The sequence below is a fragment of the Variovorax sp. HJSM1_2 genome (genome assembly GCF_049316285.1).
Taxonomy (GTDB): Bacteria; Pseudomonadota; Gammaproteobacteria; order Burkholderiales; family Burkholderiaceae_C; genus Rhodoferax_B.
On the sequence record NZ_JBMOXA010000029.1, the window covers coordinates 26,287 to 49,351 of the forward strand.

Consider the following 23,065-nt stretch of genomic DNA (forward strand, 5'->3'; position numbering starts at 1 on the left):
CGGGGGCGGTTGAGGGCTGGTATAGGTGCTGCGGCCAAGTCTACCGCCGCATGTCCCGCCATCGGCGGCGAAACGGGGCGCAACCGATAATCGGCGGATGCAAAATTTCCTGGGCGCCTTCAACGCGCCTTCCTCCAGGGTCAAGGGTGTGGTGGCTGCCGTCGTCACGGTGGCCATCTGGAGCTGTTTTATCGTCATCGCCCGCGCCTCGGCTGCCCGCACGCTGGGCCCGTTTGACATCGCGCTGTGCCGCATGCTGGGCGCCAGTGTGGTGCTGGCGCCGCTGGGCTGGTACCTGGTGCGCACCGGGCAACTGCAGGGCGGGCCTTCGTTGTTTGGCCTGTCGCCGCTGGCGCTGCGCACCACGGCCATCACCGGCAGCCTGGCCGGACTGGGTTATGCGTTGTTGTCGTATTCGGGTTTCTTTTTTGCACCGGCAGCGCATGCCTCGGTGTTGATGCCAGGCAGCCTGCCGCTGTGGACGGCGCTGCTGGCCGCCTTGTTTCTGCATGACCGCATCACCGCCACGCGCGCGCTGGGCCTGCTGTGCATCGTCGCGGGTGACCTGATGGTGGGCGGCCCCAGCCTGTTGCATGCGTTTGAAGGTGGTGATGTCTGGAAGGGCGACCTGCTCTTCATGAGTGCTGCCATCTGCTGGGCGGCCTTCAGCATCGTGGTGCGCCACCACCGGCTGGAGGCCGTGAAGTCCACCGTGGCGCTGACGGTTTTTGCCACCATGGTTTATCTGCCGAGCTACTGGCTGCTCAGCGCCTTCGACGTATTGCCCTCGCGCCTGGCGGCCGCGCCGTGGCGCGAGATCGTGTTCCACATGGTCTTCCAGGGCCTGGGCTCGGTGGTGATTTCGGGCATCACCTTCACCATGATGATCAAGCAGTTTGGCCCCGTGCGTTCGACCATGATCACGGCCTTGGTGCCGGGGCTATCGGCCCTGGGGGCGGTGCTGTTTCTGGGCGAGCCGCTGTACTGGAATTTGCTGGCCGGGCTGGCACTGGTCACCGCGGGCATCCTGTTTGGCGTGCGCCAGGGCAAACCCGTTCCAGCGGCCGTGTCTACTATTAAAAATGAAGCGGTCCCCGCAGAGACGGGGCCCATCAGCAAGGGATTTAGTTTATGAAGTTGCTGGCCTTTGATACCAGCACCGAGGTGCTGTCGATTGCCGTGTTGCACGACGATGAGGTGTGGCAGCACACCAGCGCGGGCGGGCCCAAGGCCTCCACCACGCTGATTCCAGCGCTGCTGGCGCTGCTGGCGCAGGCCCAGCTCAAGCTGCACGAGCTGGACGCCCTAGCGTTTGGTTGCGGCCCGGGCTCGTTCACCGGCCTGCGCACGGCATGCGCGGTGGTGCAGGGCCTGGCTTTTGGCGCCAACCGCCCGGTGTTGCCGGTCGACACCTTGTTGGCCGTGGCCGAGGAAGCGCGTGTGCAACACGGCGTGCACCAGGTGGTGGCCGCCATCGATGCGCGCATGGACGAGATCTACACCGGCCGCTACACCTGGGACGGCCAGCAGTGGCTGGCCCATGGCGACTACAGCTTGGTGCGTCCCGAAGCGCTGGACGTGCCCGCCGGTTGGACGCTCGCCGGCAATGCCGTCGCCGCCTATGGCGAGCGCCTGCCCGCACGCTCCACGGCCGACGTGCTGGCCCTGCCCAGCGCTGCCGCCATGCTGCGTTTGGCGCCCGCCTTGTTGGCCGCTGGTGGCGCTGTGCCCGCCAGCGAAGCCCTGCCGCTGTATATCCGCGACAAGGTGGCGCAAACCACCGCCGAGCGTTTGGCGATCAAGCAAGCCGCTGCCGAGGCGCTGGCGGCAACGGAGTCCGCCAAACCATGAGCGCTAATCCGATCGTGCCAGCGATACAAGAGGCCAGCTTCGAGGCCATGACCCTCGAATGGCTCCCGGCCGTGCTCGAAGTGGAGCTGGCCGCTTACGCCCACCCCTGGAGCCACGTCAACTTTGCCGATGCCTTGAAGTCGGGTTACCAGGCGCAGATGCTGGTGGCCGATGGCCGTGTGATCGGCTACTTTGTGGCCATGAAAGGTGTCGACGAAGTGCACCTGCTGAACATCACCGTGGCACCTCTTTACCAGGGCCAGGGTTGGGCGCGCATCATGCTCGACGCGCTGGCGCTGTGGTCGCGCGGCCAGGGCATGCAGTGGCTTTGGCTGGAGGCGCGCGTGAGCAACCAGCGCGCGCTGCAGGTCTACCTGGCCCATGGCTACCAGCGCGTAGGGCTGCGCAAAAAATACTACCCCGATGCCCATGGCACGCGTGAAGACGCCATCGTCATGAGCCTGAAATTGTGAACCTGAACATGAGAACCCCCGCATGATGGATCTGGACAACCGCCAGCGCGCCATGCTGGCCGAAATGGGTGCGCCCGTGTGGTGGCCGCAAAGCCTGCCGCCGGAAGAGATGCCGCCTCTGCCCGTAGCTGCCGTCGTTGCCGCTGCGGCTGAAGCGCCCGCTGCTGTGGCGCCTGCGCCCGCGCCCGTGCGTGCCCCCCAGGCCCCACAAGCCTTGACGGCGGAGTTTGCTGCGCAAGCGATTGTTGCCGCCGCAGGTGGCGGCCGCGTGGCTGACCGGTTGGGTGCCGCGCCGCAACGCGCGCCAGCCGTGCCGCTCAGCGGCCCTGTGGCTACGCTCAACTGGGCCGAGCTGCAGACCGCCGTGTCGCAGTGCGAGGCCTGCAGCCTGTGCAAGACGCGCAAGAACACGGTCTTCGGCGTGGGCCCTGCGCCGGTTGCTGAAGGCCAGCCGCCACATGCCGATTGGCTCATCGTGGGCGAAGCGCCGGGCGAAAACGAAGACTTGCAGGGTGAACCTTTTGTTGGCCAAGCCGGGCGTCTGCTGGACAACATGCTCAAGGCACTGGGTGTGTCGCGCCAAGGTGTGGACGGCAAACCGCAGCACGCGGCCTGCGTGGTCAATGTGCTCAAGTGCCGCCCGCCGGGCAACCGCAACCCATCGCCCGAAGAGGTGGCCTTGTGTTCACCCTTCCTGCGGCGCCAGGTGGAGTTGCTGCAGCCCAAGGTGATTCTGGCCATGGGCCGTTTTGCGGTGCAGGCCTTGCTGGCCGAGTCGGTGACGGATGTGCAGTCGGCACCGCTCGGGCGCCTGCGTGGCACGCCTTACCGCTACCACGGTGTGCCGGTGGTGGTGACCTACCACCCGGCCTACCTGCTGCGCAACCTGCCCGACAAGGCCAAGGCCTGGGCCGACCTTTGCCTGGCGCAGCGTGTGTGGCGCGAGGGTTTGCCGGGCTAGGTTTGCGCCGCGAGGCGCGGGGGTGATCGGCCTGTTACAGCACCATCTTGTCGCGGCCGACGATGATCTCGCCCTTGAAGTGTTTTGAGGCTTGGTCAATCCACACGCTGTCGGCCACCGGCTCATCACCTGGCAGCAGGTGTGATAGCACCAGGGTCTTCACACCGGCCTGTGCGGCCACGCGGCCCGCGTCTTCGGCCGAGGTATGGCCCTTGCGCAGAAACTCGCGCAGTGTGGGTGGCACATAGGGGCGTTTGGCCAGCATTTGTTCGATGCTGGGTTCATACATGGCTTCGTGCACCAGCACGTCGGCGCCGCGCGCCAGGCGGGCCACGGCATCGGATTGCGCGGTGTCACCCGAGATGACGATGCTGCGCTCGGCGGTATCAAAGCGGTAGGCCAGCGCCACTTCAAACGGCGCGTGGTCGGCCAGGGCTGCCGTGATCTTCACGCTGCTGTCTTCATGCACCAGGCCGGGGCTGGACACCTCGCGCACCTGGAACGACTTGGCCACCGGCTCGCGCCGTGTGGCGGCGATGCGGATGTCGGTGTCTTCCTCGAATACGGCGAGTGCGGCCTGGTGCATCTTGAGCATAGGCGGTGGGCCGTAGATGCCAAGCTGGCCCTTGATGCCCAGGATCCAGGCGAGGTTGAGCAGCGCGGGGTAGTCGGCCGTGTGGTCCGAGTGGTGGTGTGTCACCAGGATATGGCTCAACTCGCCCAGGCGCATGCCCATTTCGGTCATGCGGGCAATGGTGCCGTAACCACAGTCGACCAGGAAACCTCGGCCGTTCACAAACACCGCCTGGCTGCTCATCATGCGCGACGGGTGCAGCACCGGCCCGGCCATGGTGCCCAGCAACACCAGGCGTGTGCCGTTGGCCCAGGGCTGGGCAGTAGGCGTTGGCTGGCTTTGGGCGCGAGCCACACCGGCGGCGAGCAGCGCGCTGCCGGTGGCCGCCTTCAGCAGTGTGCGTCTGGCGAATGTGCTGTTCATGCGGTGGCGGCGTCAGTGTTCAGCTCGACTTTCCACGCGTCGTAGCCGTAGACCCAGTCGGCATTGCCACCGGCGCGCAGCCAGTTGTTGCCACGCGAACCGATCTGGATCTGGCTGGCGCGCTCCAGGCGCAGGGCCTCGTAGCTGGCCAGGGCGGCGGGCACGTCGGCGCGGCTGCTCACTTGGCTCAGGCAGCGGGCCAGCACCACGCCGTCTTCTATCGCCATGCCGGCGCCTTGGGCCATGAAGGGCATCATGGGGTGGCAGGCGTCGCCCACCAGGGTAATGGCGCCGCGCGACCAATGCGTCAGCGGGTCGCGTTCATACAGCGCCGTTTTCAGCACGCTGTCGCAGGCTTCCAGCAGGGCGCGTGCGTCGGGGTGGAAGGCGGCGTAGAAGCCACGTAATTCTTCCACGCTGCCCGCGGTGGTCCAGGATTCTTCGTGCCACGAGTCTTGTGCGGTGGTGGCGAAGATGAAGGTATCGCGCCCCTGGTTCAGCGGGAAGGTAACGATCTGGCTCTCAGCCGTCGGGCCCCACCATTTGGTGAAAGCGGCGATGTTGGGTACGTCCTTCACACGCTCGGTCGGCACCACGGCGCGGAATGCGACCACGCCGGTGAAGCGCGGGCTCTCGGCGCCAAACAGCGCGTTGCGCACCACGGAGTGGATGCCGTCGGCGCCTATCAACACATCCAGGCCGTTGGCGCTGCTGCCGTCGGTGAAGCTGACGTCCACCTGCCCGCTGGCCTGGGTGTCGATACTTTTCACACGCTTGGCAAACTGCACGCGGTTGGCCGGGAAGGCCTCGGCCAACGCGGCCAGCAGGTCGGCGCGGTGGATGGTGAGTTGCGGCGCGCCGTACTTGCGTTCGGCCTCGTCACCCATCACCAGGCGCGAGGTTTCTTCGCCGCTGTCCCAGGTGCGGCTGATGCGGTGTGTGGGCCGCGCGGCCGAGGCGCGCGCGGCGCGCGCAATGCTCTCGCCCAAACCGTCGAGCGCACGCACGGCGTTGGGCGTGAGGTTGATGTCTGCGCCCACGCGCAGGTACTGTTGGCTTTGCTCGAACACGACCACGTCGTGACCTGCCTGGTGCAAGGCGTTGGCCGCTGCCAAGCCGCCAATGCCGCCGCCAACGATGCCGATTTTGAGTGCGCTCATGGTTTGTCTCCTATTACCTATTCACTAGCTGCTAGCGTCTTGATCAGAACGAGTGTTCGATGCCCACCGTCAAGCCGGTCTGGGTTGTGCCGGGGGCGATGCCTGCGACCGAGCGTGGGAACACGCCGTATTGGCCGTTGGCGCGGTTGCGCACTTGGTAGACCGAGGTGAACACGTCGGTGCGCTTGGAGAAGTCGTAGCGGTAGCCCAGAGCCCAGGTGGCCGCGCCCACGTCGGTGGTGGAGCAGGCGCTTGATCCCGCGCGGCTGCAGCTGCCGTCAGACGCCATGCCGTAGTTGGCCCAGGCGCTGTGTGCGCCGTCGCGGAACTGCACCAGCGCAGCCCAGGCGTTGCGGCTGTATTCGTTGATGCCGCCGGCGGCGACGTTGTCGGCTTGGTAGTCGACGCGGTCGAACGTGCCTTGCACCGTCCAGTTAGGTGTCACGGTGTAGCGTGCGATCAGGCGGTGGTTGACATCCTTGGAGCCCGTGGCGGTGGAGCCGGTGCTGTCGGGGTTGGCGGCGGCGTTCGAGCCTATCCAGGCCACACCGAAGTAGTCGTTTTGCTGTTGGTAGGCGTAGCGCAGCATCAGGCCGCCGATGATGTATTCAGCGCCGAAGCCAGCCACAGATGCCTTGTACTTGCTGCCGTTGGCGGCGGTCTTTTCTGCTTCAGGCAGGGAGTAGGACACGCGCATCGACAGGCCAGCCCACGAGGGCGTCCAGTACTGCACCGAGTTGCCTTGGCGGCGGTTGAAGGTGGCGTCGCTGGCGCTGTTGGTTCGCGTATCGGCCGTCACGGAGGAGCCAACGTTGAAGCCGGGTGTGGCGAAGATCACCGAGCTGTCGCCCGCGTAGGGGTTGCGCACACCGTTGGTCAGGCCCAGGTGCGACCAGGCGCTGGGCGTATCCCAGCTACCCGCAAACACGGTACCCCAGGTGCGCGAACTCAGGCCGACGCGGGTGTTGCGGTTGAAGAAGCGGCTGGCGGCAGCCGGGCCGCCGGTCAAGGTGCCATCGTCCACGCCCATGCCGCTTTCCAGCTGGAAGATGGTCGACAAACCGCCACCCAGGTCTTCGGTGCCGCGCATGCCCCAGTTGGAGGTAGAGCTTTGCATGCGGTTGACGCTGTAGTTGCCGGCGCCGTTGTAGCTGCTGGCGGGCAGCATGGAAGGGCGGTTGGCCGGTGCCGTGCTGGCCGCGTCGCTGACCGAGATGTGGTCGATCATGGGCACCAGCAAACCGTACAGCTGGACGTTGTTGGACTGGGCTTGTGCGCTGGTGGCGCAGAACGTCAGGACGGCCAGGGCGGCGGCGCTCAGGGAGAGAGTTTGTTTCATCGGTGGCGAACGTTGGGTGAACTAAAAAAGGGCTGCAGTCCCTGCCGGCTCTGGACGGTCTGAGGACAGTGGATTCTTTGAGCGCAGGCGTTTTTGCAGAACCACCAGGACGCTGGATTTGGACACTATTCGTACAGACTTTGGCGCCAGACATCAACGCGTCACGCATTTGTTTTACCAGTGGTTTGCGGCCGGGTTTTGCGGCCTTTTTTGTTCCATCGGCTGAACGCCTGGATGCGCTTGTCGCTCGCTGAGGCGCTGTCGCGCCGGCGGCGCGGTTCGTGCTTCCCACAAGTGTTTTTCAACTGTGTTTGAGTACGATGCGCCATGGATGTTTTGAGTGATGTGCTGTCGATTTGCCGGTCCGAGCATGCGGTGAGTGCGCGCTTTGCGTTGACCGCGCCTTGGGGCCTGCAGTCCAGCGGTGTGCCGGGTTCGTTGATCCGCGTGGCGCGCGGTGCGCCGTTCTGGATGCAGGTGCAGGGTGGTGCGCCGTTTTGTGTGGAGGCCGGCGATCTGGTGATGCTGCCGCTGGGGGCGCCGCACACTCTTTGCTCACAACCCGGGGTTGCGGCAGAGCCCTTTGCCAAGTTGATTGCACGCCACCGCGTGGGGGCGCCGGACGAGAACCCTTTGGTTTTTGCGCACGGCGGCGGCGGTGCGTTGACCGACATGTTCACCACGCAGGTGTGGTTCTCGGCCTATTGCCGGCATTCTGTGCTCAGCATACTGCCGCCGGTCATCCACATCCGCCACCGCGAGCTCGACGTCGCCAACTGCCTGGCCACGACGATGGAGTCGCTGGTGATAGAAACGCTGGCGCAGCGTCCGGGCTGGCGCCTGTCGGCGGCGCGCATGGGCGAACTGCTGCTGGTCAATATCGTGCGCGAGCATTTGGCGGTGACCGGCGCCAGCGCGCTGGGCGCAGGCTGGCTGCGCGGCTTGTCGGATGCGGGCATCGCCCGCGCCATCATGCGTATGCACCAGCAGCCGGGGCAGGGCTGGACGGTGGAGTCGCTGGCGCGCGAAGCCGGCATGTCGCGCACGCGGTTTGCCAGCACCTTCAAGAGCCTGGTTGGTGTCACGCCTATCCATTACCTGACCTCGCACCGCATGGCCTTGGTGGCCGAGCAACTGGAGGGCGGACGCCAGTCGCAGGCGCAGATTGCGCAAGACGTGGGTTATGAATCGGACAAGGTTTTGGCGCGCGCCTTTCGCCGCTGGGCCGGCGTGACGCCAAGCGCTTATGTGCGCCGCGAAAAGCGCCGCCGCCCCGGCACCACGGCGTACGAGATCGCTGAACAGGCGCTATCAGGAACAGGTTCTAAAATCGGCGCATGACTTTTCTTGACATGCTCCACGACGCCGAGCAAAAAAATGGCTCGATGCTGTGTGTGGGGCTGGACCCCGATCCGGCGAAATTCCCCGGCGCCATGCGGGGCGACGCCAGCAAAATCTTCGACTTCTGCGCGCGTATTGTGGAGGCCACGGCCGACCTCAGCATGGCCTTTAAACCGCAGATCGCCTACTTTGCCGCGCACCGCGCCGAAGACCAGCTTGAACGCCTGATGGCCTTCATGAAGCAGGTGGCGCCCCACGTGCCCATCATTCTGGACGCCAAGCGTGGCGACATCGGCTCCACCGCCGAGCAATACGCCGCCGAAGCCTTTGTGCGCTACCAGGCCGACGCGGTGACCCTGTCGCCCTTCATGGGTTTTGACTCGGTGCAGCCCTATCTGCAATACCCCGGCAAGGGTGCGTTTTTGCTGTGCCGCACCTCCAACCCGGGTGGTGATGACCTGCAGAACCAACGCCTGTCGTCGGTGGAAGGCCAGCCCCTGCTGTACGAACACGTGGCGCGCCTGGCCCAAGGGCCTTGGAACCTGAACGGCCAGCTGGGCCTGGTGGTCGGTGCCACGTACCCGGCAGAGATCGAACGTGTGCGTGAACTCGCCCCCACGGTGCCGCTGCTGATTCCCGGTGTGGGTGCCCAAGGCGGTGACGCATTGGCCACCGTGAAGGCCGGTTGGCGGCCGAATGGCCAGACCATCGTGAACTCGTCGCGCGCCATTCTGTACGCCTCGGCCGGTGACGACTTTGCCGATGCGGCGCGCCGCGAGGCCATCAAGACCCGCGACACCTTGCAAGCCGCACGCCCCAGCAAATAAACCGTCAGCTATAAAAAAAGCAGCTACCTGCGCATACCGGATGCGCGTGTAGCTGCTTTTTTATTGACGGTGCGAAAACGCTTTAAGGTCCGAAGCTGAAGTTGTTCACCAGCAGGTACCACATGATCAGGCCCGGAATGATCACCGGCAAGGCCAGGACCACAAACGTCAGCGCGGTCAGGATGAACATGGAGATGTCCTCCCACCACTGCAGCAGCAGTACGCGCAGGTCGACTTCCCAAAAGTTTTGATGTTGATTGTGGTTCTGTTTCATATGCCCCTCCGGCCCGCGCCCGCCTGCAAGAAGCAGTCAGTTGTTACAACTCAGTTTAGTCTTCCCTGGCCAAAAAGCCAGTGGCGAGCCGCCTGGGTAAACCTTGATGTAGATCAATTCCGCGCACCTTATTGGGGCTTTGCCGACGGCCGGAAGGGGTAAAACCAGGCCATACGAGAGAATAAAGTTTCTACATGTAACGAGGTGAACGGGCTTTATGCGAACGAATTTGCCGGTCAGCGGGCAGTTTTATGATTTCCCGGCCGACCAGATGTTGGTGTCCACCACCGACACGCGCGGCCACATCACCCACTGCAACAGCGCGTTTGTCGAAGTCAGCGGCTTCACCTACGACGAACTGATTGGGCAGCCGCACAACCTGATCCGCCACCCTGACATGCCGGCCGAAGCCTTCAAGGACATGTGGAGCACCATAGGCCACGGCCAGCCTTGGACCGGCCTGGTGAAGAACCGCCGCAAAAACGGCGACCACTACTGGGTGCAGGCCAATGTCACGCCCATCATGGCCAACGGCAAGCCGCGTGGTTATATGTCGGTGCGTGTGAAGCCCAGCGATGCGCAAGTGCAAGCGGCCGAGGCGCTGTACCAAAAAATGCGCCGCGAGCGTGAGTCCGGCAAGGCTTCGCTGCATTTGCAAGCGGGCGAAGTGATTCCGCATGGTGTGGCCGGTTGGCTGGGGCGTTTGTCGCGTATGTCGCTCACGCAGTGGCTGGTGTTGGCCCTGTGCCTGGTGGCCGCGTTGACCATGCTGCCGCTGGCGCTGGGTTTGACGGGCATGGCGCTGGCCGCGACGCAATTGCTGGTGTTGCTGCTCGGTGGTGGTGCGGTGCTGGGCTGGTTCCACGGCCAGTTCTCGCGTGCCATGCACGAGGCCAGCCGTTTGGCAGGCGACTTGGCGGCCTGCAATCTGGCGGGCAGCGTGCCCATCGATTTTGTGCAGCCCGTGGGTGGCCTGATGCAGCGCCTGCGGCAAATCCAGGTGAATCTGCGCGCCGTGGTGGGTGATGTGCGCAGCGAGATCAGCGGCTTCAACCAGACCGCTGCCGAAGTAGCGGCCGGCGGCATGGATTTGTCGTCGCGCACCGAGTCCCAGGCCAGCAGCCTGGAGCAAACTGCGGCATCGATGGAAGAGTTGTCGAGCACAGTGCGCACCACCGCCGACACGGCAGCACAGGTGTCACAGCAAAGCGCACAAAGCACCGAAGTGGCGGCGCGTGGCAGCGCGGCCGTGCACCAAGTGGGCATGGCGATGGACGCGATCCAGGACTCGTCGGCCAAGGTCGGCGACATCATTGGTGTGATCGAAAGCATTGCGTTCCAGACCAACATCCTGGCGCTGAATGCGGCGGTGGAGGCCGCGCGTGCCGGCGAGCAGGGCCGTGGCTTTGCCGTCGTGGCCTCTGAAGTGCGCGCGCTGGCACAACGCAGCGGCAGCGCCGCCAAAGAGATTCGCGGGCTGATTTCCAAGTCGGTGGAACAGGTGACACGCGGCACGGCGCAGATGAAGGCCGCGGGCGCCACCATAGACGAAGTGGTGGTCTCGGTGAAGGCCGTGGGTGAGCTGGTGCAGCAAATCAGCACCGCCACCAAGGAACAGGCCGTGGGCATTACCCAGGTGAACGAAGCGGTGAACCACCTCGACACCGTGACGCAGCAAAACGCCGCGCTGGTGGAAGAGTCCGCTGCGTCGGCCGCAGGGCTGAACAGCAGCGCCGTGACGCTGCAACGCGCGGTGCAGGTGTTCCACCTGCCGCGCGGTTAAAGCCTCAGCTCGCGGGGCCGGTCAAGCTGGTTCGCTGCTGCTGCGCGAGGCGTCGAGCTGCGCCTTGGCGCGTTGTGCGAGGGCGATGTCGCCCGGCGTTTCGGGGGTCCAGGGCTGGATGGGCATGGGGCGGCCGTGTGAGTCCACCGACACAAACACAATCATGCATTCGGTCGTGGTTTGCATCTTGCCGCCCTTCATGTCGCCGCTGCGCACTTCCACCGAGATGTTCATGCTGGTGTTGCCGGTGTAGGCCAGGCGCGCTTCAACTTCCACCAGGTCGCCAATCATGATGGGGTGGAAGAAACGAATGCCCCCCACGTAGACCGTGATGCAGTAACGCTTGGCCCAGCTGGTGGCGCAGGCGTAACCGGCCTCGTCAATCCACTTCATGACGGTGCCACCATGCACCTTGCCTCCAAAGTTGACGGTGTTGGGCTCGGCCAGAAAACGCAAGGTGATGGCTGACATGAAAATCTCTCGAAAGGAGTATGGTTGTGGGGCTTGTGGTCGTGAAAATGAGTCAAAAGATGACCCAATTTGCATCCGCGACGGATTATCTTGGTTTTGTTGTGGGCCGGAACACCAGGCTTGATTGCTAGATTTTTGCGAGTGCTGCATTGATTGCGCTCAATCTGCACTCAATTGGTGTGTAACTGTTTTCAATAATGTGTCAAGATGTTAGAAATGACCTTGCAAGCGAAAACCATACCTGTGTTTCTGCTACGCTTTATTCGCAGTTTCTCCTCCTAAAACTTGAAAGGCGTCACCATGTCAAAGAGTAACCAAGCAGGCATCGAATCCCAAGAACAACTGGTCAGCGAAATCAAGGCCGTGATCTCTGACGCCGAGCAAATGCTGAGCGACACCGCCGACCAGGCCGGTGAAAAAGTCGTCAAGCTGCGCGCGCGTGTGCAAGCCCGCCTGCACGACGCCAAAGTGCGCCTGGTGCATGCCGAAGAAGTGCTGCTGGCCAAGACCAAGGCTGCTGCCAAGGCGACTGACGCCTATGTGCACGAATCTCCCTGGACTGCGATTGGCGTGGCCGGTGCGGTTGGTCTGTTGGTCGGGCTGATCATTGGCCGTCGTTAAAAATCACTACGCTGACCACGTCATGCACAAAGGAACCGTCTCACGTCAGTGGCATGTTTCGCAGCATGTTTAAAGGCGGCCCTTTTTCAGCGCTGCGGGGTGTGCTGGACACGCTGATCACCTCCGGCCACACCCGGCTGCAGTTGCTGGGCAACGAGATCCAGACCGAAAAGCATCGCGCGCTGCACCAGCTGGCCTTGCTTGGGGCCGCACTCATCTGCGCGGCGATTGCACTGTGCCTGGCTGTGGTGCTGGTGCTGGTGTTGTTCTGGGATCAGCGTGTGGCGGTGCTCAGCGGTTTGCTGGCGCTGTCTCTTGTGGGCACTCTTGTGGCGGTGTTGGCGATGCGCAAAGTTGGCCAGCGCGACACCCATATCTTTGCCTCCAGCCTCGCAGAACTGCAGGAAGACCTGCGCCAACTCAAGGCGGCCAGCCGCGCAGCCAATGAGCAAAAAGACCCTGGTTGAACTGCGCATAGAGCGCACTCTGCTGCTCGAGCGCATCGCCGTGCAGCGGCAAACGCTGCGCCAGCAACTGGCGCCGGTGCAACGCGCCTCCGACGTCACCGACCGCTTCAACGATTTGCTGGCGCGTGCCATCGCTTTTGTCAAAACCAACCCGCAAAGCCTGGCCGCCGTCGGCCTGCTGGTGGCCTTGGTGAAGCCGCGTAGTGCCTGGCGTTGGGCCAAGCGTGGTTTCATGCTATGGCGCACGGCCAAGGCCGTGCGGCAGTTTCAGCCCCAGGGCTGGCTGAATCTATTGCGCAGATTCATCTGAGCTGGCCCTTGAGGCGCAACGCCTCTAGCGTGTGAGCCGTTAACCCGCCGCTATGAACCCGCCCCCAGATAGCGCTTCAAGTAGCGCCCGGTGTGGCTGTCTTGGTTTTCAGCCAACTGCTCTGGCGTGCCCGCGCCCACCACCATGCCACCGCCCGAGCCGCCCTCAGGCCCCATGTCGATCAGCCAATCGGCGGTCTTGATCACGTCCAGGTTGTGCTCGATGACCACAATGGTATTGCCCGCGTCGCGCAACTGGTGCAGCACCTTCAGCAGCAAATCCACGTCGGCGAAATGCAGGCCGGTGGTGGGTTCGTCCAGGATGTAGAGTGTGCGGCCGGTGTCGCGTTTGCTGAGCTCCAGCGCCAGCTTCACGCGCTGCGCTTCGCCGCCCGAGAGTGTGGTCGCCGACTGGCCGAGCTTGATGTACGACAGACCCACGTCTAGCAGGGTTTGCAGCTTGCGCGCGATGGTGGGCACGGCCTTCAGGAATTCGTGCGCGGCCTCGACCGTCAGCTCCAGGATTTGCGCGATGTTTTTGCCCTTGTAGAGCACTTCCAGGGTTTCGCGGTTGTAGCGCTGGCCCTTGCACACGTCGCAGGGCACATAGACATCGGGCAGAAAGTGCATCTCCACTTTCACCATGCCGTCGCCCTGGCAGGCTTCGCAGCGGCCACCGGCGACGTTGAAGCTGAAGCGGCCCGGGCCGTAGCCGCGTTCGCGTGCGGTCGGCACCTCGGCCATCAACTCGCGGATGGGTGTGAACAGGCCGGTGTAGGTGGCGGGGTTGGAACGTGGCGTGCGGCCAATCGGCGACTGGTCGACGTTGATCACCTTGTCGAAATGCTCCATGCCTATGATTTCGTCAAACGGCGCGGGCTCGTCGTGTGCGCGGTAGATCTGGCGTGCGGCGGCGGCGTAGAGTGTGTCGTTGACCAGCGTTGATTTACCCGAGCCGGAAACACCGGTCACGCAGGTGAACAGGCCCACAGGAAAGTCCACGCTGACCTTCTTCAAATTGTGCCCGCTGGCGCCCACGATGCGCAGTGTTTGCAGGCCGGACTTGGGCGCTTCCGGTGCGCCTTCACCAGTGTTTTTGCCTTTTGCTTTTGCGGGCGGCGGGCTGCTTTGGCCGACGATGGGCAGCCAGGGCGTGCGCCGCTTGGGCACGGCAATTTGCAGCGTGCCGGCCAGGTACTTGCCGGTCAGCGATGCAGGGGTGTCGCGCACCTCGTCAAAGTTGCCCTGCGCAATCACGCGGCCGCCGTGGATGCCGGCGCCCAGGCCCATGTCGATGATGTGGTCGGCGGCGCGCATCATGTCTTCGTCGTGCTCCACCACCAACACGCTGTTGCCAATGTCGCGCAGGTGTTTGAGGGTGTCGATCAGCCGGTCGTTGTCGCGTTGGTGCAGGCCTATGCTGGGCTCGTCTAGCACGTACATCACACCCGTCAGACCCGAGCCGATTTGTGAGGCCAGGCGGATGCGCTGCGCCTCGCCGCCCGACAGGGTTTCGGCACTGCGGTCCAGGCTCAGATAGTTGAGGCCTACGTCGTTCAGGAACTTCAGGCGCAAGCCGATTTCGCGCACCACCTTGTCGGCGATCTCGGCCTTGGCGCCCTGTAACGACAAGTTATGGAAATACGCCAGGCTTTCGCGCAGGGTGCTGCGGCTGATCTCGAAAATCGCGCGCATCTGCTCGCCCGTGCCAATCTTCACAAAGCGGGCTTCGCGGCGCAGGCGCGAGCCCATGCAGTCGGGGCAGGGCTGGGTGTTGCGATAGCGCGCCAACTCTTCACGCACCACGGCCGAATCGGTCTCGCGGTAGCGGCGTTGCAGGTTAGGCAGAATGCCTTCGAAGGCATGTTTCTTGGTGAGCTTTTTGCCCGAAGACGGACCCGAGTCGAGCACGTAGCTGAACTTGATTTCTTCTTCGCCCGAGCCGTACAGAATCACCTGCTGCACTTCGGCCGGCAGGCTTTCAAACGCGGCGTCGATGTTGAACTTGTAATGTTTGGCCAGCGACTCCAAGAGCGCAAAGTAGTAGCCGTTGCGCCGGTCCCAGCCCTTGATGGCGCCGCTGGCCAGGCTCAGTGTGGGAAACGCCACCACCCGTGTCACATCAAACACCTCGGTCTGGCCCAGGCCGTCACATGACGGGCAGGCGCCCGCGGGCGAGTTGAACGAGAACAGCCGTGGCTCCAGCTCGGCCAGCGAATAGCTGCACACCGGGCAGGAGAACTTGGCGTTGAACAGGTGTTCGTTGCCGCTGTCCATCTCCACCGCCAGGGCGCGGCCTTCGGCCAGGCGCAGCGCGGTTTCAAAACTCTCGGCCAGACGCTGGCGCACCTGGTCGCGCGCCTGTGGGTCGGCCGGGCCGCGCACCTTGACGCGGTCAATCACCACGTCGATGTTGTGCTTCTCGGTCTTTTTCAGCTTGGGCAGGTTTTCATACTCGTAGGCCTGGCCATCGACGCGGAAGCGGATGTAGCCCTGGGCCTGCAGCTCGGTGAACACTTCCACGAATTCACCCTTGCGCTCACGCGCAATCGGCGCCAGTACCATCAGCCGGGTGTCGTCGGGCAGGGCCAGCACGGTGTCGACCATTTGGCTCACGGTTTGCGCCTGCAGTGGCAGGTCGTGGTCGGGGCAGTAGGGTGTGCCGGCGCGGGCGAACAGCAGGCGCAGGTAGTCGTGGATCTCGGTCACCGTGCCCACGGTGGAGCGCGGGTTGTGGCTGGTGGCTTTTTGCTCGATGGAGATGGCCGGGCTCAGGCCCTCGATCATGTCCACGTCGGGCTTGTCCATCAGCTGCAGAAACTGCCGTGCGTAGGTCGACAGACTCTCCACATAACGGCGCTGGCCTTCGGCGTACAAGGTGTCAAACGCCAGGCTGGACTTGCCGGAACCGCTTAAACCCGTGATCACGACCAACCGGTTGCGCGGAATATCGAGGTCTATGTTCTTCAGGTTGTGCGTGCGTGCGCCGCGGATGCTGATGCGCTGCTGCTGGACCAGGCGTTGGTAAATGCCTTCGTCGCGTGCGGTATCGTCGTGGGAAGATTTCAAGTGCGGACCACAAAATTGGGTAACCCGCCATGATAGTGAATCACTAGCCGTTATGCGGTGCGGCGGCTGGATGATAGGTGAGAATCCAGGGTTGCTTGTTGTTCTTAAGCCCACCTTGTTTCGCGTTCAGTCGTGCCAAAACCCTCTACCTCCCCGCAAGCTGCTGCCAGTCTGATGACACCCACCGAGCGGCGCGCCAGCCAAGGCCTGGCTTTCATCTTCGCGTTGCGCATGTTGGGCCTGTTTCTGGTGCTGCCGGTGTTTGCGCTGGAGGCGCAAAAGTACCCCGGTGGCGACAACCCCGCCCTGGTAGGGCTGGCCATGGGGCTATACGGGCTGACGCAAGCCGTGCTGCAACTGCCGTTTGGCATGGCCTCGGACCGTTTTGGCCGCAAGCGGGTCATCGTCATCGGCCTGCTGGTGTTTGTGCTGGGCAGCCTGCTGGCCGCTTGGGCGACCAGCTTGCAGGGCTTGGCGCTGGGGCGAGCGCTGCAAGGGGCCGGCGCGGTGTCGGCTGCGGTCACGGCGCTGCTGGCCGATCTCACACGCGACCAGGTGCGCACCAAAGGCATGGCCCTCATCGGCATGAGCATCGGCCTGATGTTTGCCGTGGCGCTGGTGCTGGCGCCCTGGCTCACGGCGCTGGTGGGCTTGCCTGGACTTTTCTATGTGACCGCGCTGCTTGCGCTGGGCGGTATTGCCGCCGTGTGCTGGTGGGTGCCGGCCGAGCCGCCACGCCACGCCCACACCGCCTCCAGCCGCGCGCGTTTTGCCGATGTGCTGGCCGATGCCCAACTGCTGCGCCTGAATGCCGGTGTGTTCGTCTTGCACGCCGTGCAAATGGCCATGTGGGTGGCACTGCCCGCCTGGTTGGTGTTGGCCGGGCTGGCGCGGGCCGACCACTGGCAGGTGTATTTGCCAGCGGTTGTGTTGTCGTTTGGCGTGATGGGGGCGCTGCTGTTCCCGATGGAGCGGCGCGGCCAGTTGCGCACCGCCCTGCGTGGCGCGGTGGCTTTGCTGGCGCTGGTGCAGGCAGGGTTTTTGTGGGTGGCTTATTTAGACCCAAATAGCCTGTCGCTGGCGCCACTGGTGTGGCTGCTGCTCCTGTTTTTCTGCGCGTTTAATTGTTTGGAGGCCAGCTTGCCAAGCCTGGTGTCGCGCCTGGCGCCAATCACGGCACGCGGGGCGGCGCTGGGGGTCTTCAACACCTGCCAGTCGCTGGGTTTGTTTGCGGGCGGTGCCTTGGGCGGCTTGTTGCTCAAGCAGGCCGGGCCACAAGGCTTGTTCTGGGCTACGCTGCTGTTGAGCGGTTTGTGGCTGGCGCTGATGTGGGGTGTTCGGCCGACGGCTTCGGCGCATCCGTCGGCTGCGCGGTAACTAATCTCACCATGTGTTCGGCCAGCGTTTCATACAAGGGCCGGCACAACATGCGCGACACCAAGCTGGCCAACATCGCGGCCGACATCAAGCTCAACACCATGGCGTGTCCGTCCACCATCTCCATCACGATGATGAAGGACGTGAGCGGCGCCTGCGTCACCGCCGCCAGAAAACCCGCCATGCCCATGGCGATCAGTGCGGGCGTGATATCGCCGCCAAACACCGCCGCCACGTTGTGCCCTATGCCCGCGCCTATGGACAGCGACGGCGCAAAAATGCCGCCGGGCACGCCGCACCAGGCCGTGAGCCAGGTGGCCACCAGCTTCAGCGTGACGTAAAAGGCCGGGGCATTGAAGTCGCCCTCCAGCATGTCGTGCACCGCGTGTGAACCCGCGCCAAAGGTGGCGCCGCCAGTCACCAGGCCAATGATGGCAATCACCAGGCCGCCCGCTGCTGCAAAACGATAGGGGTGGCGACTGCGCCAGCGGCTGATGCGGTCGGGTGACGAGCCGGTGAGCGAGGCCGTCATCAGCCGTGCAAACAGCCCGCCCAGACCGCCGCACACCAGCGCCACCACCAGGCCGGGCGCCAATGCGTCCCAGCCTAGGTGCGGCACTTTGATCACGCCAAAGTAGGTGACGTTGCCAAAGGTGGAAACGGCCACCAGACCCGCCAGCACAATGGCGGTGATGATTAGCCCGCTGCTGCGCGATTCAAGCTTGCGCGAGAGTTCTTCAATGGCAAACACCACGCCCGCCAGCGGCGCATTGAACGCCGCCGCAATCCCCGCCGCGCCGCCCGCCACCAGCAAGGCGTGTGCCGTGATGCCAGAGCCCGGCCGCAGCCAGCGCTGCGCATGCTGCATCACGCCTGCCGCCACCTGCACCGACGGGCCTTCGCGGCCTATCGACAGGCCTGCCAGCAGCCCCAGCGACGACAAACCAATTTTCGCGATCGACAGCGGGAGCGAAACAAAACGGCTGCGCTCAGCAGCCGGGAGGTGTGGGTCCAGCGCGGCAATGACGTGTGGTATGCCGGAGCCGCCCGCGCCGGGGAAGAAGCGCCGCGTGGCCCAGACCACGCCCACGGTGATGGCCGGTGTCCACAGCAGCACGGCCCAGCTGAAGCGATGGAATAACACCTCAAAATGGCCAAAAGTCCAGTCACTGAGCAGCGTGAACCCCACGACCAGCAGGCCGGCGAGCACGGCGTAGGCCAGCACAATGGCCCGATCCAGCCAGACGCGCCCGTTTGACAGTTCGCTGCGCAGGTTCTGCAAAAAGTCGGGTTCGCGGTGCATGGCCTACGACTATAGTCGTATCGATGAAGCTGCCGATGCGGCACAATGCAGGGTTCGGCGCCGAACCCCCAAAAGGGCTGGCGCACCGTTTTCCAGACAAGATTTACAGGTATAGAACATGGCATCCGTCAACAAGGTCATTCTCATCGGCAATTTGGGCCGAGATCCCGAAGTGCGCACTTTCCCCAGTGGCGACCGGGTGGCGAATGTCACCATTGCCACCACGGAAACCTGGAAAGACAAACAAACCGGCGAACGCCGCGAAGCCACCGAATGGCACCGTGTGGTGTTCCGCGGCGGCTTGGCCGGCATCGTCGAGCAATACCTGCGCAAAGGCTCGCAGGTCTATGTTGAAGGCGCCATCCGCAGCCGCAAGTACAACGACAAGGACGGCATGGAAAAGTCCATCACCGAAATCGTTGCCAACGAGATGACCATGCTCGGCAGCCGCCAAGGCTCCGGTGGTCCTCAAGGTGGTGGCGACGGCTACGACGGTGGCGGCTATGACAGCGCTCCACCACCCCGCCGCGCTCCGGCACCGGCACCACGAGCCGCGGCCCCCGCACCGCGCCAGGCTCCCGCGCCACAAGCCTCCAGCGGCTTTGATGACATGGACGACGATATTCCGTTCTGATTCCGCCCCAGGCGGTCTTTGTTGATAAAAGGCTCGATCCCCTCAGGGGTCGAGCCTTTTTTACTATGCACACACAGCAGTTGCCTGGTGAGTGTTGCCCAGGTGGCAAAGAATGCTGAACGGCCACCGCCGCACGCATGGTGGGGCTGCCGTGGCTTTTATTCATTTCAGCGCTGAACCGCGAACGAGCATGGAAGCAACATGCAAACGCCTTTATTCTGGTCAAGCCGAAAAGTTTTGGCTATGCTGGCCCGTCCAGGCACGCACCAGTGCAGGCTAGGAATGTGCCGCTTGTCCAACCATGTGTGCCACAGAGTGATGTCAAAGTTGGTGCCGTGTTTGTGACGTTGTTTTTGCGATGCATGCCCATTCGGGCGCGATTCAAAACTCTATCTAACCAGGAAAACCGACATGAAAGCTGCATTGATCGTAGGTATCGTGATGGGCGCCAGCGCACTCGTGCTCCCCGCGGCAGGTTTTGCGCAAGGGGCGGCGGCAATCGCCGTGGAAGGTAAGGGGGCCAACGGCGCTGTGAAGGCCGGAGAAATCGAGGTGCGCGCGAAGATTGTCGAACTCGATATGAAGAACCGTGTGGCCGTGCTGCGCGGCCCCAAGGGCAATATTGTGATGGTCGACGTTCCGGCCGAAGTCAAGGGCCTGGACCAGGTGCGCGTGGGCGACGACTTGGTGTTCCGTTATGCCGCCGCTGTGGTGGCCAAGTTGGAAAAGGTGTCTGGTACTGCCGGTATTCGAGAAAATACGGAGAAGACCGAGACCGTGGCCGCCCCCGCAGGTGCCTTGCCGGGCAGGGCCAGTGCGCGCACGGTGGAAGTGCTGGCGACGATCACGGCACTCAACGCCAAGGCTGGCACGGCGACACTGCGTGGCGCTTCGCGGACCACCACGGTGAATGTGCCCAAGGACATAGACATCAAACAACTGAAAGTCGGCGATGAGGTGCGCGCCACCGTCATAGAAGCGGTGGTGCTCAACGTGGAGCGGCCAGCGGCCAAGTAAGCCAAGCGTCGTTGCATCAGCGCATTCACACCTAGGGGAGGCCAACTGATGAGCAGGCTCACGGCACGCGTGCAGGAGCTCCCGCGCCGCTCGGCCCTTGGCCGGCATCGGTGCCGTGTGGCCTCGCTGTTGTTCAGCGGCTTCACCGGCTTGGGTGTCTTGTTGGGGCTGGGTGTTGCGGATTCGGCGTCGGCTCAAGGCGCGCCCGGGGGCGCTGCCACAGTGAGCGGCAAACTCGGGCCGAGCGTGAGGGTTGGCCGTGTCAAGGACCAGGCCACGGATATTTTGAAGCTCATGTCCTACACCATCATTCCGGACGTGACCACCAGTTCGTTGTCGGTGAAAAACACCGAAAACGACGATGCCAGCATCAACATGACGCAATTTGGTGGCGGTTTTACCGTCAGCAAAAGCGTACCTTTGTACCTCGAAGGCAATGCTGCCTATGTGCGCTTCGACCCGAAGTTTCTGGTGGAGGACGGTGCCGCCCAGCGTCGCCTGCCCGTGCGCTGGAACAGTGTGACGGTGACAGGCGGTGTGGGCTGGGACTTCCAGATCGCGGACGAATGGGTGTTGCGCCCGATTGCCATGGCCACCGTGGGCCGCGTGTTCAGCGATTTGCGTGCCGGGGCGTGGTACGTGGGGCGACGAACCGATACCGAATTGGATTTTCTCGACGGTGGCACGCTCAAAGCGGTAGGCTTGGGCGGCGCGCTCATGTTGGACTATGAACACTCCCGTCCCGATGAAGAGAAAGACCTCGAAGTGCGCTACACCAACGTGCGTTTGCGCACCGAGGCCGACAACTTTGCCAGCATGCAAACGCGTACCACGTCGGAGAGCCTGAGCATCTGGTCGCGTTACCGCAAGCCCAGTGGCATGACCGCATTCGAGCGTCCGGTGCGCCACGTTTTCGAGCTGGCCTACACCGATTACCTGGGCAACAAAAACGAAGCCCTGGCCTCTGGAAACCTGGTCTCGCTGGGTTACGGGCTGGAGCTTGATCTGAGCGCACACGATATTTTTGTGACGCGTGCCCGGGCCGTGCTGCGCTTCATGCGTGGTGAGCAGGTGCAAGGTGTGTCGTTAGGCCTGGCGGTCAGCTTCTGATCAGAACTTGCGAATCAAATAGGCTTTTCAGTCGCCCCGAGTGTGCGCTGAGTGCTCTTGTTTTTGAATATTGTTTTGCGGTTCTCGTGGTTTTTTCTATGCGCCCGATGGCGCGTAACGCGATTGAACTACGCGGCAGCTGCCGCCTCCAAACTTTCTGTCGCAAGCCCGTCGCGTCAGGCTTTTAAAGGATCAACATGAGCGGATCGAAACGGCGTCGTACAAATGCCAGCAGCTCAGCACAGGCGGTCAAGCGGCCTGTGTTGCAGAACGGCGCGACAACCGCCGCCTCTGTGTCCACAGCCGTGACCGTCCGCCCGGACAGCGTGCGCCGCAAGCTGCTGTGGGGCGCGGCTCTGCTGGTGCCGGCATTGGCCGGGTTTGCCGGCGTGAAGTGGCTGTCCAGCCGCCCGGCTGCAGCGCCCGCAGCCAAGGTCGCTGCCGTCCCCAAAGCCGTGCTCGGTGATGGTGTGACCGGCCCCAAAGACATGGCCTGGATACCCGGCGGCGAATTCCTGATGGGCAGCGACAGCAAGTTGGCCCAGGCCAACGAAAAACCTACCCATCCGGCGCGTGTCGCGGGCTTCTGGATGGACCAGCACCACGTCACCAACGCCGAGTTCCGCAAGTTTGTGCAAGCCACGGGCTATGTCACCACCGCCGAGTCCGTGCCCGATTGGGAAACCATCAAGGTGCAGGTGCCCCCGGGCACGCCAAAACCACCGGCCAGTCAATTGATCGCGGGGGGCATGGTGTTCATCGGCACCCGCGAAGCGGTGGACTACCGCGATTACTACCGTTGGTGGGCCTACAAACCCGGTGCCAGCTGGCAACACCCGAATGGCCCCGGCAGCAACATCGACGGCCGCGACGACCACCCGGTGGTGCAGGTCAGCTATGCCGATGCACTGGCTTTCGCCAAATGGGCGGGCAAACGCCTGCCCACCGAGGCCGAATGGGAGTTCGCCGCGCGTGGCGGCATGGAGCAGGCCACTTACGTGTGGGGCGAAGAGTTCGCCCCGGGCAAAGAGCAAATGGCCAATGTCTGGCAGGGTCAGCAAATGGCCAAGTTTCCTATCGTCAGTGCGAAGGCCGGCGGTGCTTTGGGCACCAGCGCGGCGGGCACCTTCCCGGCCAATGGTTATGGTCTTTTTGACATGACCGGCAACGCCTGGCAGTGGGTGTCCGACTGGTACCGCGCCGACCAGTTTGTGCGCGTGGCCAAGGCAGGTGGTGTGCAGGTCGATCCGCGCGGCCCCAGCGACAGTTTTGACCCGGATGATGCCGGTGTGCCGGTGAATGCCCCCAAACGGGTGACGCGCGGGGGCTCGTTCTTGTGCAATGAAGATTTCTGCCTGAGTTACCGCCCGAGTGCGCGGCGCGGTACCGATCCCTACACCAGCATGTCACACCTGGGCTTTCGCCTGGCCATGGACCAGAAAGATTGGGAGGCCAGCAAGAAGGCTGCAGCCAAGACCGCCGACCAAGCGCAGGTCCTTGCCAGGGGCGGCTAAGCCTGGAACAGACGCTGAGGCCAGGCCTTCCACGGTCATCCACCGGATGACGCTGGACCGCAGGAACAGCAAAGCAGCCAGCACGCTGGCCTTGGCGAAGCGCCTTGGACGGCCAGGAAACCCATGGCAACCCTTTGCGTGGCGCGGTCAGGCCCGGCCTGTCTAAA

22 protein-coding genes are annotated in these 23,065 nt (G+C 63.6%); 15 read left to right on the forward strand and 7 right to left on the reverse strand.

The genetic code is table 11. The features are described 5' to 3' along the window. Positions 1-97: 97 nt before the first annotated feature. The 4 genes from ACFQ95_RS22105 to ACFQ95_RS22120 are packed head-to-tail and all read left to right on the forward strand — an operon-like array spanning position 98 to position 3,285. Entirely contained in the window at positions 98-1,135 is a 1,038-nt protein-coding gene (locus ACFQ95_RS22105; RefSeq protein WP_422834513.1) for a DMT family transporter, read from the forward strand. Next, entirely contained in the window at positions 1,132-1,851 is a 720-nt protein-coding gene (tsaB, locus tag ACFQ95_RS22110; protein ID WP_422834515.1) for a tRNA (adenosine(37)-N6)-threonylcarbamoyltransferase complex dimerization subunit type 1 TsaB, read from the forward strand. The genes ACFQ95_RS22105 and tsaB overlap by 4 nt, the downstream gene beginning before the upstream one ends. Beyond that, a complete protein-coding gene (gene rimI / locus ACFQ95_RS22115) occupies positions 1,848-2,324 on the forward strand; it encodes a ribosomal protein S18-alanine N-acetyltransferase (RefSeq protein WP_422834517.1) in 477 nt (158 codons plus the stop codon). Before tsaB ends, rimI begins: the two co-directional genes overlap by 4 nt. 25 nt (positions 2,325-2,349) lie before the next feature. Then, a complete protein-coding gene (locus ACFQ95_RS22120; protein WP_422834519.1) occupies positions 2,350-3,285 on the forward strand; it encodes a uracil-DNA glycosylase in 936 nt (311 codons plus the stop codon). A 34-nt stretch (positions 3,286-3,319) separates the two neighbouring features. On the opposite strand, the gene ACFQ95_RS22125 is transcribed toward ACFQ95_RS22120, so the two are convergent. The 3 genes from ACFQ95_RS22125 to ACFQ95_RS22135 are packed head-to-tail and all read right to left on the reverse strand — an operon-like array spanning position 3,320 to position 6,781. Next, complete coding sequence (locus ACFQ95_RS22125; protein WP_422834521.1) at positions 3,320-4,282, reverse strand: MBL fold metallo-hydrolase; 963 nt, start codon at positions 4,280-4,282, stop codon at positions 3,320-3,322. Continuing rightward, the gene (locus tag ACFQ95_RS22130) at positions 4,279-5,442 is read right to left on the reverse strand and encodes an FAD-dependent monooxygenase (RefSeq protein WP_422834523.1); all 1,164 of its coding nucleotides are present in this window, start codon (positions 5,440-5,442) and stop codon (positions 4,279-4,281) included. The genes ACFQ95_RS22125 and ACFQ95_RS22130 overlap by 4 nt, the downstream gene beginning before the upstream one ends. Before the next feature lie 43 nt (positions 5,443-5,485). Next, entirely contained in the window at positions 5,486-6,781 is a 1,296-nt protein-coding gene (locus ACFQ95_RS22135; protein WP_422834525.1) for a porin, read from the reverse strand. Positions 6,782-7,108: 327 nt separating this feature from the next. Between ACFQ95_RS22135 and ACFQ95_RS22140 the strand changes: the two genes are divergently transcribed. After that, positions 7,109-8,122, forward strand: coding sequence for an AraC family transcriptional regulator (locus tag ACFQ95_RS22140; protein WP_422834527.1), 1,014 nt, complete (start codon positions 7,109-7,111; stop codon positions 8,120-8,122). After that, positions 8,119-8,949 (forward strand): orotidine-5'-phosphate decarboxylase, encoded by an 831-nt coding sequence (pyrF, locus tag ACFQ95_RS22145; RefSeq protein WP_422834529.1) that lies wholly within the window; start codon positions 8,119-8,121, stop codon positions 8,947-8,949. Before ACFQ95_RS22140 ends, pyrF begins: the two co-directional genes overlap by 4 nt. An 82-nt stretch (positions 8,950-9,031) precedes the next feature. Here the strand turns inward: pyrF and ACFQ95_RS22150 are convergent, their stop codons facing one another. Beyond that, positions 9,032-9,223 (reverse strand): hypothetical protein, encoded by a 192-nt coding sequence (locus tag ACFQ95_RS22150; protein ID WP_422834531.1) that lies wholly within the window; start codon positions 9,221-9,223, stop codon positions 9,032-9,034. Between the two features lie 217 nt (positions 9,224-9,440). Between ACFQ95_RS22150 and ACFQ95_RS22155 the strand changes: the two genes are divergently transcribed. Beyond that, on the forward strand, positions 9,441-11,006 hold the full coding sequence (locus tag ACFQ95_RS22155) for a methyl-accepting chemotaxis protein (protein WP_422834533.1): 1,566 nt from the start codon (positions 9,441-9,443) through the stop codon (positions 11,004-11,006). Between the two features lie 21 nt (positions 11,007-11,027). Here ACFQ95_RS22155 and ACFQ95_RS22160 read toward each other — a convergent pair whose 3' ends face one another. After that, entirely contained in the window at positions 11,028-11,477 is a 450-nt protein-coding gene (locus ACFQ95_RS22160) for an acyl-CoA thioesterase (protein ID WP_422834535.1), read from the reverse strand. A 300-nt stretch (positions 11,478-11,777) separates the two neighbouring features. Between ACFQ95_RS22160 and ACFQ95_RS22165 the strand changes: the two genes are divergently transcribed. The 3 genes from ACFQ95_RS22165 to ACFQ95_RS22175 all read left to right on the forward strand — a co-directional run bounded on the left by ACFQ95_RS22165 (position 11,778) and on the right by ACFQ95_RS22175 (position 12,875). Continuing rightward, a complete protein-coding gene (locus ACFQ95_RS22165) occupies positions 11,778-12,098 on the forward strand; it encodes a DUF883 family protein (protein ID WP_422834536.1) in 321 nt (106 codons plus the stop codon). A 65-nt stretch (positions 12,099-12,163) separates the two neighbouring features. Further along, positions 12,164-12,565 (forward strand): phage holin family protein, encoded by a 402-nt coding sequence (locus tag ACFQ95_RS22170; protein ID WP_422834537.1) that lies wholly within the window; start codon positions 12,164-12,166, stop codon positions 12,563-12,565. Then, positions 12,543-12,875, forward strand: coding sequence for a YqjK family protein (locus tag ACFQ95_RS22175; protein WP_422834539.1), 333 nt, complete (start codon positions 12,543-12,545; stop codon positions 12,873-12,875). Before ACFQ95_RS22170 ends, ACFQ95_RS22175 begins: the two co-directional genes overlap by 23 nt. 50 nt (positions 12,876-12,925) lie before the next feature. Here the strand turns inward: ACFQ95_RS22175 and uvrA are convergent, their stop codons facing one another. After that, positions 12,926-15,943: an excinuclease ABC subunit UvrA gene (gene uvrA / locus ACFQ95_RS22180; RefSeq protein WP_422834541.1), complete on the reverse strand. Its 3,018-nt coding sequence runs from the start codon at positions 15,941-15,943 to the stop codon at positions 12,926-12,928. 174 nt (positions 15,944-16,117) lie between these two features. Between uvrA and ACFQ95_RS22185 the strand changes: the two genes are divergently transcribed. Continuing rightward, positions 16,118-17,320 (forward strand): MFS transporter, encoded by a 1,203-nt coding sequence (locus ACFQ95_RS22185; protein WP_422834543.1) that lies wholly within the window; start codon positions 16,118-16,120, stop codon positions 17,318-17,320. Here ACFQ95_RS22185 and ACFQ95_RS22190 read toward each other — a convergent pair. Beyond that, positions 17,235-18,623, reverse strand: a complete 1,389-nt coding sequence (locus tag ACFQ95_RS22190; RefSeq protein ID WP_422834545.1) for a chloride channel protein — start codon at positions 18,621-18,623, stop codon at positions 17,235-17,237. The genes ACFQ95_RS22185 and ACFQ95_RS22190 overlap by 86 nt on opposite strands. A gap of 118 nt (positions 18,624-18,741) precedes the next feature. Between ACFQ95_RS22190 and ssb the strand changes: the two genes are divergently transcribed. The 4 genes from ssb (at position 18,742) to ACFQ95_RS22210 (ending at position 22,898) form a co-directional block, all read left to right on the forward strand. Further along, positions 18,742-19,257, forward strand: coding sequence for a single-stranded DNA-binding protein (gene ssb / locus ACFQ95_RS22195; RefSeq protein ID WP_422834547.1), 516 nt, complete (start codon positions 18,742-18,744; stop codon positions 19,255-19,257). Positions 19,258-19,668: 411 nt separating this feature from the next. Next, positions 19,669-20,274, forward strand: coding sequence for a hypothetical protein (locus tag ACFQ95_RS22200; protein WP_422834549.1), 606 nt, complete (start codon positions 19,669-19,671; stop codon positions 20,272-20,274). Positions 20,275-20,322: 48 nt separating this feature from the next. Further along, positions 20,323-21,384, forward strand: a complete 1,062-nt coding sequence (locus ACFQ95_RS22205) for a hypothetical protein (protein WP_422834551.1) — start codon at positions 20,323-20,325, stop codon at positions 21,382-21,384. Positions 21,385-21,689: 305 nt separating this feature from the next. Then, positions 21,690-22,898, forward strand: coding sequence for a formylglycine-generating enzyme family protein (locus ACFQ95_RS22210; RefSeq protein ID WP_422834553.1), 1,209 nt, complete (start codon positions 21,690-21,692; stop codon positions 22,896-22,898). Positions 22,899-23,065 lie beyond the last annotated feature (167 nt).

What these genes read in the sequence shown, in the direction of transcription:
- ACFQ95_RS22200 (WP_422834549.1), top strand. Translation starts at nt 19,669, where the DNA reads ATGAAAGCTGCATTGATCGTAGGTATCGTGATGGGCGCCAGCGCACTC.
- ACFQ95_RS22155 (WP_422834533.1), top strand. Translation starts at nt 9,441, where the DNA reads ATGCGAACGAATTTGCCGGTCAGCGGGCAGTTTTATGATTTCCCGGCC.
- ACFQ95_RS22120 (WP_422834519.1), top strand. Translation starts at nt 2,350, where the DNA reads ATGGATCTGGACAACCGCCAGCGCGCCATGCTGGCCGAAATGGGTGCG.
- ACFQ95_RS22160 (WP_422834535.1), bottom strand. Translation starts at nt 11,477, where the DNA reads ATGTCAGCCATCACCTTGCGTTTTCTGGCCGAGCCCAACACCGTCAAC.
- rimI (WP_422834517.1), top strand. Translation starts at nt 1,848, where the DNA reads ATGAGCGCTAATCCGATCGTGCCAGCGATACAAGAGGCCAGCTTCGAG.
- ACFQ95_RS22150 (WP_422834531.1), bottom strand. Translation starts at nt 9,223, where the DNA reads ATGAAACAGAACCACAATCAACATCAAAACTTTTGGGAAGTCGACCTG.
- ACFQ95_RS22175 (WP_422834539.1), top strand. Translation starts at nt 12,543, where the DNA reads ATGAGCAAAAAGACCCTGGTTGAACTGCGCATAGAGCGCACTCTGCTG.
- tsaB (WP_422834515.1), top strand. Translation starts at nt 1,132, where the DNA reads ATGAAGTTGCTGGCCTTTGATACCAGCACCGAGGTGCTGTCGATTGCC.
- ACFQ95_RS22205 (WP_422834551.1), top strand. Translation starts at nt 20,323, where the DNA reads ATGAGCAGGCTCACGGCACGCGTGCAGGAGCTCCCGCGCCGCTCGGCC.
- ACFQ95_RS22185 (WP_422834543.1), top strand. Translation starts at nt 16,118, where the DNA reads ATGACACCCACCGAGCGGCGCGCCAGCCAAGGCCTGGCTTTCATCTTC.
- ACFQ95_RS22125 (WP_422834521.1), bottom strand. Translation starts at nt 4,282, where the DNA reads ATGAACAGCACATTCGCCAGACGCACACTGCTGAAGGCGGCCACCGGC.
- ACFQ95_RS22135 (WP_422834525.1), bottom strand. Translation starts at nt 6,781, where the DNA reads ATGAAACAAACTCTCTCCCTGAGCGCCGCCGCCCTGGCCGTCCTGACG.
- ACFQ95_RS22165 (WP_422834536.1), top strand. Translation starts at nt 11,778, where the DNA reads ATGTCAAAGAGTAACCAAGCAGGCATCGAATCCCAAGAACAACTGGTC.
- ACFQ95_RS22190 (WP_422834545.1), bottom strand. Translation starts at nt 18,623, where the DNA reads ATGCACCGCGAACCCGACTTTTTGCAGAACCTGCGCAGCGAACTGTCA.
- ACFQ95_RS22105 (WP_422834513.1), top strand. Translation starts at nt 98, where the DNA reads ATGCAAAATTTCCTGGGCGCCTTCAACGCGCCTTCCTCCAGGGTCAAG.
- ACFQ95_RS22170 (WP_422834537.1), top strand. Translation starts at nt 12,164, where the DNA reads ATGTTTAAAGGCGGCCCTTTTTCAGCGCTGCGGGGTGTGCTGGACACG.
- ACFQ95_RS22130 (WP_422834523.1), bottom strand. Translation starts at nt 5,442, where the DNA reads ATGAGCGCACTCAAAATCGGCATCGTTGGCGGCGGCATTGGCGGCTTG.
- ssb (WP_422834547.1), top strand. Translation starts at nt 18,742, where the DNA reads ATGGCATCCGTCAACAAGGTCATTCTCATCGGCAATTTGGGCCGAGAT.
- pyrF (WP_422834529.1), top strand. Translation starts at nt 8,119, where the DNA reads ATGACTTTTCTTGACATGCTCCACGACGCCGAGCAAAAAAATGGCTCG.
- ACFQ95_RS22140 (WP_422834527.1), top strand. Translation starts at nt 7,109, where the DNA reads ATGGATGTTTTGAGTGATGTGCTGTCGATTTGCCGGTCCGAGCATGCG.